Origin of the sequence: Streptomyces sp. NPDC018000, from assembly GCF_044328025.1 — a bacterium.
Classification (GTDB): Bacteria; Actinomycetota; Actinomycetes; order Streptomycetales; family Streptomycetaceae; genus Streptomyces.
Genome location: NZ_JBIRGM010000003.1, coordinates 266,707 through 282,518, shown reverse-complemented (window position 1 = coordinate 282,518; position 15,812 = coordinate 266,707). Strand labels below are relative to the sequence as shown.

Sequence of the window (15,812 nt, the reverse complement as noted above, 5' to 3'; positions counted from 1 at the left end):
GTGACACCGGACAGCGCCCTGCGCACATCGGTCACCTGACCGGAAGGTGGTAGCCGATCCGGAAACGATCGGCGGGCACCACCACATCGGCCGTCTCCACCGGGCGGCCCGATGCGTAATACGTACGCTCGATCACCATCACCACGTGGCCCGGTACGCCACCGAGCGCCAGGAGCTCCTCCGCCAGCCCCGGGCGCGCACCGACCTGCTCGGCCACGTTGTCCACGACAACATCGATCGCGGCCATCCGCTCGACCACCCCACAGCCGCCCAGCGGACCCTCCTCCGGCAGCATCACCGGCGTACGCCCCGTCACGGCGAGGGGTTCCCAGGAGGTGGAGAGCATCATCGGCTCCCCGGCCTCCCGGAAGGTGTAGCTCGTACGCATCACCCGGTCGCCCGGTTCGACACCCAGGCGCCCGGCGATCTCACCGCTCGCGGCCTCCTGCTCGCTGCGGGACTCCCAGGTCCCGCGCGCCCCCTCCGCCGTCTGCTCCTGGCGGAACGGGCTGGCCGCGCCCCCGGCCCGGTAGCCGGAGCGGGCGATCCGGCGCGGGACCGGGCGCTCACGCACATACGTACCGGAGCCGGAGCGTCCCTCGACCAGCCCCTCGGCCATGAGCACCTTGCGCGCCTCCAGCGCGACGGTGTCCGAGACTCCGTACTCCTCGCGGATACGGGCCTGCGAGGGCAGGCGCGCATGCGGCGGCAGCGAACCGCTGACAATCTTCTCTCTCAGATCGCTCGCAACGCGCAGATAGGCGGGCTGCTCACCGAAAGCCACAAGCCACTCCCAACAGGTTGACAGTCTGCAACAGCCTGACAACCGTCGGTTGTGAATCGCAAGCGCAGGCCAGAGTTTCACCCGAAGTGATGATTCGTCATGATCTCGTGCATTCCCGCCGCCGATCGCCGGAGATGCGCCGGCGGCAAGGCGTGTGGGGCGGCCTCGGATGCGGCCGCCCCACACACACTCGACGACCTACGGAGCCGTCAAGTGAGTCCGTCGGTGGGGTTGATAGGGGTGGGAACGGGGGTTCTGGGGCCGAATAGGTGACCTTGGCAGCTGTTGCTCGTTGGGCTGGGTGGCAGGTGTCCGGCGTCGGTGGGAGGGGGTGTTGTGGTGGGTGGTTTGCGGGAGTTGGCGGCACCGTTCGTGGTGCCCGGGCCTCGCGGGGTGGCCATCCGGGACCATCTCAAGCACCTCACGCCCCACGACGAGAGTGTTCTGCGCGCGGTCGGTGAGCATCAGGGCCGTCTGGCTTCGCGTGATCTCAAAACCCGCTGTGCGGATGGTCTGGGGCACGGTGCGGACACCTGGGCGTCGCGCAAGCGGGACCTGACGCCGTTGTCGTCGTCGCGGATCGCGGGTTCGATCACCAAGGCCACGCACGACCAGTGGGCACTGGCACGCCGTAGCCAGGCCGCACACATCCAGACACTGGAAGCCGGGATCAGGACGCTGCGCCACCGCCTGTCCCTACCGATCGGCGAGCGGGGGACGAAGCGGGCCCCGGGCGGCTACCGCTCCCGGAGTGGGTGGTTCCACAAGTCCCGGCGCCTGGCCGCGCTGGAGGCGCGGCATGCGGCTGTCGTCGCCGACCGGCAGGCCGGGCGGGTGCGTGTGGTGCGGGGTGGCAGACGTCTCCTCAATACCCGCCACCACCTCACCCAAGCCCAGCTCACCGAAGAGCGGTGGCGGGAGCGTTGGGAGGCGGAGCGCTGGTTCATCGCGGCGGATGGTGAGTCGGGGAAGCGGTTCGGGAACGAGACGATCCGCGTCACCCCGGACGGCGAGGTGTCCATCAAGCTGCCCGCCCCGCTCGCCCACCTGGCCAACACCCAACACGGCCGCTACACCTTCACCGCCACCGTCGCGTTCGCGCACCGGGGCGTGGAGTGGGCCGACCGCATCACCGCGAACCGGGCCGTCGCCTACCGCATCCACCTCGACACCGACCGCCGCCGCTGGTACCTCACCGCATCCTGGCAACGCCCCACCGTCCAGACCATCCCGTTGGAGACCGCCCGGGCCCGGGGCATGATCGGCGTCGACACCAACGCCGACCACTTCGCCGCCTACCACCTCGACCCACACGGCAACCCCATCGGCAACCCCCACCACTTCCCCTACGACCTCTCCGGCACCACCACCCACCGCGACGCACAGATCCGCCACGCCCTCACCCAGTTGCTGCACTGGGCCAAGCAGACCGGTGCCGCCGCGATCGCCATCGAAGACCTCGACTTCACCACCGACAAGACCCGCGAGAAACACGGCCGCAAAAAGCGGTTCCGGCAGATGATCTCCGGCATCCCGACCGGCAGACTCAAGGCCCGGCTGGTCTCCATGGCCGCCGAACAAGGCCTGAGCATCGTCGCGGTCGACCCCGCCTACACCTCCCGATGGGGTGCCCAGCACTGGCAGAAACCACTGGCCACCCCACACCGCAGAATGTCCCGTCACGATGCCGCCGGCATCGCGATCGGACGCCGCGCCCTCGGACACCCCATCCGGCGTCGGACGGCACCGCCCCCACACGACCGGAGCGATCGTGCGGGGCATCGGACCGCCCAGGCCAGGCCAGGCAACCGAGGACGTGACGGAAACCGCCCACCCGCAACGGACCGGCTCCCCGGAGGGCCGCCACCGAACGGGAAGCGAAAGCGGGAACCCAGCGCATCCAACACCGTTCGGGATGCGCCCAGACCGCAGCAGTGGGTCCAGGACCCACTCCTGCGCACTGGTTAGGAACGGTCCTCCTCGATTGCCGTGCACTGGTGGGGGCCATGGGAATTGGAGGTGGAGGCAGAGCCGGACCGAACCGGAAGAACATGGGCATGACAATCAAGGGATTCCGTGCCGCCCAAATCCCGGCCGACAGCGAAAGGTTGACCGATCCATGGGAATCGCACAAGGGTGCGTCGAGGTGTGCAACCCCTTCACCATTCGGTCGCCACACGCCTGACATGCTGACAGGCATGGCCATGTATCTCTGCCCACAGGACGGCACCCGCGCAGAAACCACCACCCTCACCTGGTGCTGCCCGGTCTGCCGCGGCCCCTGGGACCTCGATTTCGAGGTCGCCGGGCCGCTCTCGCTCAACTCCCTGACCGGACGCGTAAATTCACTGTGGCGTTACGAAGAGGCGCTGCCCCTCGCCTCGCCGGCGACCACCCTCGGCGAGGGCCGCACCCCGCTCGTTCCGCTCACCGGCACGGTCACGGCCAAGCTCGACTTCCTGATGCCGACGCTCTCCTTCAAGGACCGCGGCGCCGTGATGCTCGCCGAACTGGCCCGCCGCCTCTCGCCCGAACGCGTCATCGCGGACAGCAGCGGCAACGCCGGCACGGCCGTCGCCGCGTACTGCGCCCGCGCCTCACTCCCCTGCACGGTGTACGTCCCCGAAGGCACGTCCCCGAAGAAGACCGAACAGATCCGGGCCCACGGCGCCCGCCTGGAGATCGTCCCCGGCGGCCGTGAGGCCACCGCGCTGGCCGCCCGTACCGCCGCCGACGCCCCAGGCACCTTCTACGCCTCGCATGTCTTCAACCCGTACTTCCTGCACGGCACGAAGACCTACGTGTACGAGATGTGGGAGGACCTCGGCGGCCGGCTCCCGGACGCCATCGCCGTACCGGTCGGCAACGGCACCCTCCTCCTCGGCGCGGCCCTGGCCACCGCCGAACTCCACGCCCAGGGGCTGATCGACGAACGCCCGGCGCTGATCGCCGTACAGGCCGAGGCCGTATCACCGCTGGCCGCCGCCTTCCGCGCGGATGCGGACGGACTGCTCGACACCCCGGCCGGCGCAGCCACCCCCACCCTTGCCGAGGGCATCGCCATCCCACGCCCGCCGCGCGCCCATGCCATCCTGGCCGCGGTACGGGAATCGGGCGGCACCTTCCTCACGGTGACCGAGGATCAGATCCGCACCGCGCAGCTGGATCTGGCCGCCCGCGGGTTCTATGTGGAGACGACGGGCGTCGCCTGCTGGGCGGCGGTCGGCGGCTGGACGGACCGGAGCGTCGTGGTACCCCTGTGCGGCGCGGGCCTCAAAACCGGCCTCGCCGGCTGACGGGGCCCCGGCCGTTCACCCGCGCGCCGCGCGCCGTGCACCACCGCTCGGCGCGCGCGTCCATACCTTCGTACGGTGAGCCTCTCGCGCGTCTGTCTCCTCACGTCCCTGGCATCCCTGACGTCTCTCGTCGCGGGCGCGCTGCTCGCGCCGCTGCCGCCTCTCTCGTACGCGGCCGCTCCCCTGCCGCCCGCGTCCACGGCCTGCGGCCGGGACACCGACCCCTCCTGGGCGCCGACCTCCACCCGGTTCGGCGAAGCCGGCGGATACGCCCCCTACGCCGGCAACGGATATCTGGCCCACCGAGTGCCCCCCACGGGCGCCGGATACGCCGCTTCGAGCGAGAAGACCGGCTGGCCGCTGTTCACTCCGCGCTACGACGGCGCCTTTGTTTCCGGCCTGTTCGGGCGCGACAAGGACCTCGCCGCCGGCCGCGAGGTGGTCGCCGCACTGCCGAGCTGGACGAACCTCGACGTACGCGTCGGCGACGAGACCTACGGCCCGGCCACGCCTCCGGGCCGGATCTCGCACTACCGTCAGACGGTGTTCCTGCGCTGCGGCCTGGTGCGTACGTCGCTGCGCTGGACCACAGCCGACGGGCGCGCGACGGACCTGACGTACGAGGTGCTCGCCGACCGGTCCGATGTGCACACCGGCGCCGTACGACTGCGCATGACACCGCACTGGAACGGTACGGCGACCGTCACCGGCCGCCTCGACCCGCGGGGCGCACGCAGGATCACGCTCAACAGCGACGGAACGTTCCGCACGCGGGGCACCGGAACAGCGGGCGCGATCGTCCAGACGATGCGCACCTACGGACCGGAGTCGGAGCGGGTGAGCGGCACCGACCGGGAGCACAGCACGGACCGGGAACGCAGCACGGACCGGGAACGCAGCACGTTCCGGGTACGCGACGGGCGCACGTACACCTTCGAGAAGTACGTCGGAGTGGACACCGCGCTCACCGCGTCCGCCCCGAGCACTGCCGCCCGTGAGGCGTCCCGGCGCGCTGCCCGGCGCGGCTGGTCCGGTGTGCTCGCTGCGAACGCCGCCGCCTGGCGGCGGGCCTGGGCGGCCGACATCTCCGTACCGGACAGTCCGGAGCTGCAGAAGTGGCTGCGGTCGGCGCAGTACGGACTGCTCGCCTCCACCCGGACCGGGTCCCGCGACAGCATCGCACCGGCCGGCCTGACCAGCGACAACTACGCCGGCTTGGTGTTCTGGGACGCCGAGACCTGGATGTACCCGGGGCTGCTCGCAACCCGGCCCGAACTGGCCCGATCGGTCGTCGAGTACCGCTACCGCACACGCGAGGCCGCCCGTGCCAACGCTCAGAAGCTGGGATTCCGGGGCCTGTTCTACCCGTGGACGAGCGCGAGCAAGGGCAGGCTCTTGACCGAGTGCCAGAGCTGGGACCCCCCGCACTGCATCACCCAGATTCACCTCCAGGGCGATATCTCGCTCGCCGTCTGGCAGTACTACCTGGCGACCGGGGACCGCGACTGGCTGGCCGGGCACGGGTGGCCGCTGCTTCAGGGGATCGCCGACTTCTGGGCCTCGCGGGTTACCGCGAACGACGACGACAGCTACTCGTTGAAGGACGTCGCGGGCCCCGACGAGTACAGCAACGGCGTCACCGACGGGGTTTTCACCAACGCGGTCGCGGCCACCGCCCTGCGCAACGCCACCCGCGCGGCGCAGTTGCTGGGGCACCCCGCACCGGCCGTGTGGACGCGGATCGCAGACGGTCTGCGCATCCCGTACGACCCGAAGCGGAAACTCTTCCTTCAGTACGCGGGCTACAACGGCTCGACGATCAAGCAGGCCGACGCGGTGCTGCTGATCTACCCACTCGAATGGCCGATGGAGCCGGGTGCCCGGGCGTCCACGCTCGACTACTACGCCGCGCGCACCGATCCGGACGGCCCTGCGATGACGGACTCGGTCCAGGCGATCGGCGCAGCCGCGATCGGGGCACCCGGCTGCGCAACGTACACCTATCTCCAGCGTGCCGTGCGCCCGTTCATGCGCGGCCCGTACGCCCTGTTCAGCGAGGCCCGGGGGGCGAAAGCGGGCGCGCAGGACCGGCTGTCGGGCTCCCCCGCCCAGGACTTCCTCACCGGGAAGGGCGGATTCCTCCAGGTCCTCACACACGGTCTGACGGGCCTTCGGCTGCGGGAGGACGGAGTGCGCCTCGATCCGTTGCTGCCGCCGCAGCTGGGCAAGGGCGTCACGCTGACGGGGCTGCGCTATCGGGGCCGTACGTACGACATCGCGATCGGACCCCTGACGACGACGGTCCGGTTGACCTCCGGCGCCCCCTTCACCGTCCACACCCCCACCGGTCCCCGCCTCCTGACCAGCACGCTCACCCTCGCCACCCGACGCCCCGACCTCGCCCGGACGACGGACGCGGCCCGCTGCCGCCCGGCGACGGCGACTTCCGAGACCCCCGGCCTGTACGCGGCCGCCGCGGTGGACGGCAGCCCGGCCACGGCCTGGTCCCCGAACGGCGCGACGGGCACACTGACGGTGGACCTGGGGCGCGCGGCCCCGGTGACCTCGATCGAGCCGGAGTGGACGGACGCACGCTTCTCCTCCTACCTCCTGGAGACATCGGTGAACGGCACGGACTGGCGGCCGTACGGGTCGGGTGCGGTGGCTCGGCAGGTGCGGCTGAAGGTCGCTTCGGAAGACGTGGAAAAGCCGCCAGGGGTAACAGAGTTGAGGGTCACGCAGCCCTGAGGGCTGTCCCGCTCAGACGCCGGGTGGGTCAACCCTGGTGTAAGGAACGCCGATACTGGTGCCGCCAGGGGTGACGACCCTGATGCTGACCGTGCCCGGCACCCCGGGCGGTGGCGTGGCTGTCAGCTGGGTGTCGGAGACCACGGTGAAGGCGGCGGGCACGCTGTGGAACAGTACTGCGGTGGCATGCGTCAGTCCGGTGCCGGTGAGAGTCACGGTGTTGCCGCCTGCCGTCGGCCCCTGGTTGGGTACCAGGCCGACGACGACCGGCGCACTCAGATACGCGTAGGTCACACCGTTGCTCGTGCCACCGGGCGTGGTGACGGTGACCGGGACGGTGCCGGCGGCACCGGGCGGCGCCGTCGCTCTGATCTCCGTGGCCGACACAATGGTGTAGTTGGTCGCCGCCGTCGCGCCGAAGCGAACCGCCGTGGCCTGAAGGAGATTCGCGCCGGTCAGCGTCACGGAGTTGCCACCGCCGACCTGGCCGGACCCGGCAACGACATTACTGAGAGTCGGTGCGGCGAGGTAGTAGTAGAAGACGGCTTGGCTGCTGGTGCCGCCGGGCGTGGTGACCGTGACGGCAACCGGCCCCGGGATGCCGGTGGGGACAACCGCGGTCAGCTGGTTCGGCGAGACGAAGGTGAACGCACTCGCCGCGTTCGCACCGAAGCGAACGGCGGTTGTTCCGGTGAAGTCGGTCCCGGACAAGGTGATGCTGTTCCCACCCGCGAGTGGCCCCTGGGCCGGAGCCACACTACCCAGAGCCGGTACGGCGGCATACGTGTAGGGGATCCCGGCGCTGGTGCCGCCGGGGGTGGTGATCCTGACGTCGACGGTGCCGACGGGCGCGGCGGGGGCCACCGCGGTGACCTGTGTCGCGGAGACGGCGGTGAACGCGGCGGCCACGGTACCGAAACCGACCGAGGTGGCACCGGTGAAGCCGGTGCCGGTCAACGTGACGACCGTTCCGGCGGCCCCCGAGGAAGGGCTGATCGTGGTGATGACGGGGGCCGCCGTGGCCGTCGACGATTGCGAAGCGTGGGGCATTGAGCTGTCGGAGCTCTCCACAGCCGTCCTCCTGTAGGGGTGATGTGATCGACGGGATGTGATCGGGGCGTTGTGGACGGGATGCGGGGACCGGGGCGCCGCCCGGACCTGTCCGGGCGGCGCCGAGCGAGTGGTGCCGGGGGTCCGCCCGGCCGGGCGCGTAATGTCCCGGACCGGGGCGGACGTCATGCATCCGTAGGCGGTACCGGTGCCGGGCGCTGTTCCGCTTCGGCAGTCGGTGCCGCGCTCGTGGCGGATCAGATGCCGGGGCCTGCCGCATAGGTGAAGGCGCCGACGTCCGTGGCCGTGCCGGCAGGGTTGGAGAGCGTGACGTCGACCGCACCGGCGGCGCCGGGCGGGGTGACGGCGGACACCGTCGTCGCGTTGATGACCGAGAACGGTGCCGGCACGCCGCCGAACGTGACCTGGCTCGTCGAGGTCAGGTTGGTGCCCGTGATGGTCACCGCCGTTCCGCCGGATGTCGGCCCGGAAGCCGGAGTGGTCCCGGTGATGGTCGGGATGTCGATGTACGTGTACGACAGACCGTTGTTGGTGCCTCCGGCGGTGGTCACACTGACGCTCACCGGTCCGGCTGCCGCACCCGCGGGCACGACGACACTGATCTGGCTGTCCGAAAGCACCGTCGGCGTAACGGTGTTGGCGCCGAACGACACCCCCGTGGCGGTGGACAGGCCGGTGCCGCTGATGACGATGGTGTTGCCGCCTGCGGTGGGGCCCGAGCTCACGCTCAGACCGGACTTGAACGGGGCGCCGACATAGAAGAACGGTGCCGGATTGCTGGTTCCGCCCGGGGTGATCACCGTCACATCGACCGTGCCGGAGCCGGACGGCGAGACAGCGGTGACCTGGGTGGGCGAGACGTTGGTGACAGCGGTGGCCGGGTGGGCGCCGAAGAGTACAGCGGTGGTGCCCGTGAGGTTGGTGCCGGTGATGGTGACGGTGGTGCCGCCACCGGTGGATCCCTGGTTCGGAGTGATTGGCATGGTCGTCCTCCGCGTTTGAACTGACCTGTCACGTATGGAAGTTGGCTCTACGTCAGACCCAGACCAAGGCCCATGGCCATGACTTGGACCACCGGGCGCTGTCGTGCTCACGTGACTGATGCCGACTCGCTCACGGCGGCAATGACCGCACGCGGGCCGGAGAGTCCGTGGCCACGCTCGTGGCCTCGACGACGAGGTACTCGGTGTGCGCGGACGACCCGCGCACCGCTCCCTTGCAGAGGCCGGGGGCTGTCGCACCAGCCCCTGCCGCTGGCCGGCAGGGACGACTGGTCGGGTCCAAGTCCTCTACAGGGGCGCCCATCGCGGCCGTCCGGAGCAAACGATGCCGAGTCCGTCACGCATGGACGGCCGGCGAACAGAACGGTTCCGCGCTCCCCCGGAGAGGGATGGGCGGCCCACCGGTTCGGATTCCCAAGTGACCCATACAAATGGAATATGACACAAGCGTCCTGACAGCCGGCCACCTGAACAGACGAGCGCACAGGGGCGGGGCGATCGGCACGCCGAGGGGACGCGAATCCGCCGCCTGTCCCCTCATGCGCCCCAGGAACCCGAAGCGGCCCCGATGACTTCGAACGGTGGACAGCGGGAGAAACGGCGGGCAGCCGGAGAGAGGCAGCTCGCGTCCCGGGTCCGCGGCGACGAGGCCGTACCCGGCGAATCCACCGCTCCGGGCCCGCCGCGCCCCCGCCCCTGCGGGACGCACGCGGCCGATACCCGCCGGAACCACTGCGGGCACCCGCCGATCGGCCTGGACAAGGCTGTTAGCGGTCGTTAACCTGAAGGCAGACGTTAACGCTCATTAACGACCTCGCCCACGATTTGCAGTGGTGGCGACGCCGCTGACAATCGTGGGCGAGGTCGTAACCACTGCGGTACGGGCAAGGGGGCTCGACACGATGCAGCAGGCACCGGTGCTGGTGAGCGCGGCCGATCCCGCCTCCGAGGCCTGGCAGGCCAACGAGGCGGCGCATCACGCGCTCGCCGACGAGCTGCGCAGGCGGCTCGCCACGGCCAGGCTCGGCGGAGGTGACAAGGCCCGCGCCCGGCATGTGGCGCGCGGCAAGCTGCTGCCCAGGGACCGGGTGGACACCTTGCTCGATCCGGGCTCCCCCTTTCTGGAGCTGGCCCCGCTGGCGGCCGAGGGGCTGTACGGCGGCGCCGCCCCGGCGGCCGGGGTGATCGCCGGGATCGGCCGGGTCAGCGGCCGGGAGTGCGTGATCGTCGCCAATGACGCGACCGTCAAGGGCGGCACGTACTACCCGATGACCGTGAAGAAGCACCTGCGCGCCCAGGAAGTGGCGCTGGAGAACCGGCTCCCCTGCCTGTACCTGGTCGACTCCGGCGGCGCCTTCCTGCCGATGCAGGACGAGGTCTTCCCGGACCGGGAGCACTTCGGGCGGATCTTCTACAACCAGGCCCGGATGTCGGGGGCCGGCATTCCGCAGATCGCGGCGGTGCTGGGCTCGTGCACGGCAGGTGGGGCGTACGTCCCCGCGATGAGCGACGAGGCCGTGATCGTCCGCAATCAGGGCACGATCTTCCTGGGCGGTCCGCCGCTTGTGAAGGCCGCGACCGGCGAGGTCGTGACGGCCGAGGAGCTGGGCGGCGGCGAGGTGCACTCCCGTACGTCGGGGGTGACCGACCATCTCGCCGAGGACGACGCGCATGCGCTGCGGATCGTGCGGAACATCGTCGCCACGCTGCCCGAGCGCGGGGCGCTTCCGTGGTCGGTGCAGCCGGTCGAGGAGCCGAAGGTCGATGCCGCGGGGCTGTACGGGGCCGTCCCGGTCGATTCCCGGACGCCGTACGACGTACGGGAGGTGATCGCCCGGGTGGTGGACGCCTCCCGGTTCGCCGAGTTCAAGGCGGAGTACGGGACGACGCTGATCACCGGCTTCGCCCGAATCCACGGCCACCCGGTCGGGATCGTCGCCAACAACGGCATCCTGTTCTCCGAGTCCGCCCAGAAGGGTGCCCACTTCATCGAGCTGTGCGACCAGCGCGGCATCCCGCTGGTCTTCCTGCAGAACATCTCGGGCTTCATGGTGGGGCGGGACTACGAGGCCGGCGGCATCGCCAAGCACGGCGCCAAGATGGTCACAGCCGTCGCCTGCACGCGTGTGCCGAAGCTGACCGTCGTGGTCGGCGGGTCGTACGGAGCCGGTAACTACTCGATGTGCGGGCGGGCCTATTCACCGCGCTTCCTGTGGATGTGGCCCAACGCGAAGATCTCCGTCATGGGCGGCGAGCAGGCCGCGTCCGTCCTCGCGACGGTCAAGCGCGACCAGCTGGGCGACGACTGGAGCACCGAGGACGAGGAAGCCTTCAAGGCGCCGATCCGCGAGCAGTACGAGACGCAGGGCAACGCGTACTACGCCACCGCCCGGCTCTGGGACGACGGCGTGATCGACCCGCTGGAGACCCGGCAGGTGCTGGGGCTCGCTCTGACCGCGTGCGCCAACGCTCCACTTCCCCAAAAGGACCACGCAGCGCCCGGCTTCGGCGTCTTCCGGATGTGAGGAACAGATGACGATGTTCGACACCGTTCTTGTCGCCAACCGCGGCGAGATCGCGGTCCGGGTCATCCGGACCCTCCGCGAGCTCGGCGTCCGGTCCGTCGCCGTCTTCAGCGACGCCGACGCGGACGCCCGGCATGTGCGGGAGGCCGACACGGCGGTACGGATCGGGCCCGCGCCGGCCTCGATGAGCTATCTGAGCGTGCCCGCGCTGCTGGACGCGGCCCGCCGCACCGGCGCGCAGGCCGTCCACCCCGGGTACGGCTTCCTCGCCGAGAACGCGAGCTTCGCGCGGGCGTGCGCGGAGGCGGGGCTGGTCTTCATCGGTCCGCCCGCCTCGGCCATCTCGCTGATGGGCGACAAGATCCGGGCCAAGGAGACGGTCGCGGCGGCCGGAGTCCCGGTGGTGCCGGGCTCGTCCGGGAGCGGGCTCACCGACGCCCAGCTGGACACCGCAGCCCGAGAGATCGGTACGCCCGTACTGCTGAAGCCATCGGCGGGCGGCGGCGGCAAGGGCATGCGGCTGGTGCGCGACGAGGCGCTGCTCGCGGACGAGATCGCGGCCGCCCGGCGCGAGGCACGCGCCTCGTTCGGCGACGACACTCTGCTCGTGGAGCGGTGGATCGACCGGCCCCGGCACATCGAGATCCAGGTGCTGGCGGACGCCCACGGCAACGTGGTCCACCTCGGCGAGCGCGAGTGCTCGCTCCAGCGCCGCCACCAGAAGATCATCGAGGAGGCGCCGTCCGTCCTGCTCGACGAGGAGACCCGGGCGGCGATGGGCGAGGCGGCCGTCCAGGCGGCCCGCAGCTGCGGATATGTGGGCGCGGGCACGGTGGAGTTCATCGTCCCGGGCAACGACCCCGCCTCGTACTACTTCATGGAGATGAACACCCGTCTCCAGGTCGAGCACCCGGTCACCGAGCTGATCACCGGCCTGGACCTGGTGGAGTGGCAGCTCAAGATCGCGGCGGGCGAGCAACTCCCGTACGAGCAGCAGGACATAAAGCTCACCGGCCATGCGATCGAGGCCCGGATCTGTGCGGAGGACCCGTTCCGCGGCTTCCTGCCGTCCGGCGGCAGAGTGCTCGCGCTGCACGAGCCCCAGGGCAACGGCGTACGGACGGACTCCGGCCTCGCCGCGGACAGCGAGGTCGGCAGCCTGTACGACCCGATGCTGTCGAAGGTCATCGCGTACGGCCCCGACCGCGCCGCCGCCCTGCGCCGGCTCCGTACGGCGCTCGCGGACACGGTGATCCTCGGCGTCCCGACGAACGCAGGCTTCCTGCGCCGGCTGCTCGCCCACCCGGCGGTGGTGGCGGGCGATCTGGACACCGGTCTGGTGGAGCGCGAGGTGGCCGGGCTGGTGCCGGAGGGGGTACCGGAGGAGGTGTACGCGGCGGCGGCGCTGCTGCGGCAGCCCTCCCCGCTGAGCGCCTCCCCCGTGGACGGCTCCGGCTGGGTGGACCCGTTCTCCGTGGCGAACGGCTGGCGGCTGGGCGGCACCCCGGCCCGTACGGTGCACGACTTCCGGCTGCCGGGTCACGACCCGGTGCAGGTCTCGCTGCGCTCCTGCCCGGCGGGCACCGAGCTGACGTTCGGCCATGTCGGGGAGGGCGCACAGCCGCCGGAGCCCGCGACGGGCGCCTGCGGCCCGCTGGCCCCGATGCCCGGCGGCAAGGAGACGGCCAGGCTGATCGAGCTGTCCCCGCACCGCCTGGTCCTCGAACTGGCCGGTGTCACCCACACGTTCACCCATGCCGCGTCCCCGGACGGGACCTGGCTGGGCCGCGACGGCGACACCTGGCACGTAACGGATCACGACCCGGTGGAGGCGTCGCTGGCCGGCGGCGCCCGTTCGGGGGCGGACACGCTCGCGGCGCCCATGCCGGGGACCGTCACCGTCGTGAAGGTGGCGGTCGGGGACGAGGTCGTGGCCGGCCAGAGCCTGCTCGTCGTCGAGGCGATGAAGATGGAACACGTGATCTCCGCGCCCCACGCGGGGACCGTGACCGAGCTGGATGTCGCCGCCGGTGCCACGGTCGCCATGGACCAGATCCTGGCCGTGGTGGCCCCCGCCGAAGCTCCCGGGGAGGACGCATGACACCCCGCACCCTGCCCATGACCGTGCCCGCCCGGGATCTGCCCCCACGGGTACGCATCCATGAGGTCGGCGCCCGCGACGGGCTGCAGAACGAGCAGGCCGTCGTACCGACCGAGGTGAAGGCGGAGTTCATCCACCGTCTGGCCGGAGCGGGCCTGACCACCATCGAGGCGACCAGCTTCGTGCACCCGAAGTGGGTGCCCCAACTGGCCGACGCGGAGGACCTGTTCCCCCGCCTCGGAGACATCGAGGGCGTCGCCCTGCCCGTACTCGTACCGAACGAACGCGGCCTGGACCGGGCCCTGGCGCTCGGCGCCCGCCATATCGCCGTGTTCGGCTCGGCGACCGAGACCTTCGCCCAACGCAATCTCAACCGCACCGTCGACGAGTCGCTCGCCATGTTCGAGCCGGTCGTCGCCCGGGCCAAGGCCGACAAGGTGCACGTCCGCGGCTATCTGTCGATGTGCTTCGGCGACCCGTGGGAAGGACCCGTCCCCGTCCACCAGGTCGTCCGGGTCGCCAAGGCCCTGATGGACCTGGGCTGCGACGAACTCTCCCTCGGCGACACCATCGGCGTCGCCACGCCCGGCCATGTGCAGGACCTGCTCTCCGAGCTGAACGAGGAGGGCGTGCACACCGACACCATCGGTGTGCACTTCCACGACACGTACGGGCAGGCCCTCTCCAACACCCTCGCGGCGCTCCAGCACGGTGTGACCACCTTGGACGCCTCCGCGGGCGGCCTCGGCGGCTGCCCGTACGCGAAGAGCGCGACCGGAAATCTCGCCACCGAAGACCTCGTGTGGATGCTCGACGGTCTCGGCATCGAGACCGGGGTCGACCTCGACGCGCTCACCGCCACCAGCGTGTGGCTCGCCGAACAGCTGGGCCGTCCCAGCCCGTCCCGTACCGTCCGCGCGCTCTCGGTGCGATAAACACAGTCCCACAAGGAGTGACACCTGCCATGTCCCTGGACCACCGGCTGACCGCCGAGCACGAGGAACTGCGCCGCACCGTCGAGGAGTTCGCGCACGATGTGATCGCGCCGAAGATCGGCGACTTCTACGAGCGCCATGAGTTCCCGTACGAGATCGTGCGGGAGATGGGACGGATGGGCCTGTTCGGGCTGCCGTTCCCGGAGGAGTACGGCGGCATGGGCGGCGACTACCTCGCCCTCGGGATCGCCCTGGAGGAGCTGGCCCGGGTCGATTCGTCCGTGGCGATCACCCTGGAGGCCGGGGTCTCGCTCGGCGCGATGCCGGTCTACCGCTTCGGTACGGAGGAGCAGAAGCGGCAGTGGCTGCCGAAGCTCTGCTCGGGCGAGGCGCTCGGCGCGTTCGGCCTGACCGAGCCGGAAGCCGGCTCGGACGCGGGCGGCACCCGCACGACGGCGGTGCGCGACGAGGTCACGGGCGAGTGGGTGATCAACGGTTCCAAGTGCTTCATCACCAACTCCGGTACGGACATCACGGACCTGGTCACGGTCACGGCGGTGACCGGCCACAAGGAGAACGGCGCCCCGCTGATCTCCTCGATCATGGTGCCGTCCGGCACCCCTGGTTTCACCGTCGCCGCCCCGTACTCCAAGGTCGGCTGGAACGCCTCGGACACCCGCGAACTGTCCTTCACCGACGTCCGCGTCCCGCTGGAGAACCTGCTGGGCGAGGAGGGCCGCGGCTACGCCCAGTTCCTGCGCATCCTGGACGAGGGCCGGATCGCCATCGCCGCCCTGGCCACGGGCCTGGCGCAGGGCTGCGTGGACGAGTCGGTGAAGTACGCGAAGGAGCGCCAGGCATTCGGCAGGCCGATCGGCTCCAACCAGGCCATCCAGTTCAAGATCGCGGACATGGAGATGCGCGCGCACATGGCCCGCATCGGCTGGCGCGACGCGGCGTCGCGCCTGGTGGCGGGCGAACCCTTCAAGAAGGAGGCGGCGATCGCGAAGCTGTACTCGTCGACGGTCGCGGTCGACAACGCCCGCGAGGCGACCCAGATCCACGGCGGCTACGGCTTCATGAACGAATACCCGGTGGCCAGGATGTGGCGCGACTCCAAGATCCTGGAGATCGGCGAAGGCACGAGCGAGGTGCAGCGGATGCTGATCGCCCGGGAGTTGGGGCTGCCGGCCTGACGGGGTGACTGAGCGCCGGGCGGGTCCGGGTTCCGGGCCCGCCGGCGCCGTGGTCGACGTGAAGGCAGCGTACGGGTCGCGCTCCCCATGGGCGGCGGCTTCGGCGAGGTGCTGGTCGGCCGGGGCGCCGGTCAGCGACTCCCAGACACCCGCCC

11 protein-coding genes are annotated in these 15,812 nt (G+C 70.7%); 8 read left to right on the top strand and 3 right to left on the bottom strand.

The window, feature by feature from the left end:
• Positions 1-31: 31 nt before the first annotated feature.
• Complete coding sequence (locus tag ACH4EW_RS09755; protein WP_398253874.1) at positions 32-784, bottom strand: GntR family transcriptional regulator; 753 nt, start codon at positions 782-784, stop codon at positions 32-34.
• Positions 785-1,123: 339 nt separating this feature from the next.
• Here ACH4EW_RS09755 and ACH4EW_RS09750 point away from each other — a divergent pair, with 339 nt between their 5' ends.
• From ACH4EW_RS09750 to ACH4EW_RS09740, 3 genes are all read left to right on the top strand, one after another.
• Positions 1,124-2,752: an IS200/IS605 family accessory protein TnpB-related protein gene (locus ACH4EW_RS09750; RefSeq protein ID WP_398254774.1), complete on the top strand. Its 1,629-nt coding sequence runs from the start codon at positions 1,124-1,126 to the stop codon at positions 2,750-2,752.
• Between the two features lie 230 nt (positions 2,753-2,982).
• Complete coding sequence (locus tag ACH4EW_RS09745) at positions 2,983-4,080, top strand: threonine synthase (protein ID WP_398253871.1); 1,098 nt, start codon at positions 2,983-2,985, stop codon at positions 4,078-4,080.
• 75 nt (positions 4,081-4,155) lie between these two features.
• Positions 4,156-6,828, top strand: coding sequence for a discoidin domain-containing protein (locus ACH4EW_RS09740; protein WP_398253869.1), 2,673 nt, complete (start codon positions 4,156-4,158; stop codon positions 6,826-6,828).
• 12 nt (positions 6,829-6,840) lie between these two features.
• Here ACH4EW_RS09740 and ACH4EW_RS09735 read toward each other — a convergent pair whose 3' ends face one another.
• Positions 6,841-7,785 (bottom strand): IPT/TIG domain-containing protein, encoded by a 945-nt coding sequence (locus ACH4EW_RS09735; protein WP_398253867.1) that lies wholly within the window; start codon positions 7,783-7,785, stop codon positions 6,841-6,843.
• A gap of 1 nt (position 7,786) precedes the next feature.
• Between ACH4EW_RS09735 and ACH4EW_RS09730 the strand changes: the two genes are divergently transcribed.
• Entirely contained in the window at positions 7,787-7,915 is a 129-nt protein-coding gene (locus tag ACH4EW_RS09730; RefSeq protein ID WP_398253864.1) for a hypothetical protein, read from the top strand.
• 220 nt (positions 7,916-8,135) lie between these two features.
• On the opposite strand, the gene ACH4EW_RS09725 is transcribed toward ACH4EW_RS09730, so the two are convergent.
• The gene (locus ACH4EW_RS09725; protein ID WP_398253862.1) at positions 8,136-8,882 is read right to left on the bottom strand and encodes an IPT/TIG domain-containing protein; all 747 of its coding nucleotides are present in this window, start codon (positions 8,880-8,882) and stop codon (positions 8,136-8,138) included.
• A gap of 920 nt (positions 8,883-9,802) precedes the next feature.
• On the opposite strand from ACH4EW_RS09725, the gene ACH4EW_RS09720 reads away from it, so the two are divergent.
• From ACH4EW_RS09720 to ACH4EW_RS09705, 4 genes are read left to right on the top strand one after another with little or no spacing between them, the layout of a single operon-like run.
• Entirely contained in the window at positions 9,803-11,425 is a 1,623-nt protein-coding gene (locus ACH4EW_RS09720) for a carboxyl transferase domain-containing protein (RefSeq protein WP_398254772.1), read from the top strand.
• A gap of 13 nt (positions 11,426-11,438) precedes the next feature.
• Positions 11,439-13,526 (top strand): acetyl-CoA carboxylase biotin carboxylase subunit, encoded by a 2,088-nt coding sequence (locus ACH4EW_RS09715; RefSeq protein WP_398254769.1) that lies wholly within the window; start codon positions 11,439-11,441, stop codon positions 13,524-13,526.
• Complete coding sequence (locus tag ACH4EW_RS09710; protein ID WP_398253859.1) at positions 13,523-14,461, top strand: hydroxymethylglutaryl-CoA lyase; 939 nt, start codon at positions 13,523-13,525, stop codon at positions 14,459-14,461. The genes ACH4EW_RS09715 and ACH4EW_RS09710 overlap by 4 nt, the downstream gene beginning before the upstream one ends.
• 29 nt (positions 14,462-14,490) lie before the next feature.
• Entirely contained in the window at positions 14,491-15,657 is a 1,167-nt protein-coding gene (locus ACH4EW_RS09705; protein WP_398253857.1) for an acyl-CoA dehydrogenase family protein, read from the top strand.
• Positions 15,658-15,812: the final 155 nt, after the last annotated feature.

Excerpts from the sequence above, each read along its gene's own strand:
- ACH4EW_RS09745 (WP_398253871.1), top strand. The coding sequence starts at position 2,983 with ATGGCCATGTATCTCTGCCCACAGGACGGCACCCGCGCAGAAACCACC.
- ACH4EW_RS09720 (WP_398254772.1), top strand. The coding sequence starts at position 9,803 with ATGCAGCAGGCACCGGTGCTGGTGAGCGCGGCCGATCCCGCCTCCGAG.
- ACH4EW_RS09715 (WP_398254769.1), top strand. The coding sequence starts at position 11,439 with ATGTTCGACACCGTTCTTGTCGCCAACCGCGGCGAGATCGCGGTCCGG.
- ACH4EW_RS09725 (WP_398253862.1), bottom strand. The coding sequence starts at position 8,882 with ATGCCAATCACTCCGAACCAGGGATCCACCGGTGGCGGCACCACCGTC.
- ACH4EW_RS09710 (WP_398253859.1), top strand. The coding sequence starts at position 13,523 with ATGACACCCCGCACCCTGCCCATGACCGTGCCCGCCCGGGATCTGCCC.
- ACH4EW_RS09705 (WP_398253857.1), top strand. The coding sequence starts at position 14,491 with ATGTCCCTGGACCACCGGCTGACCGCCGAGCACGAGGAACTGCGCCGC.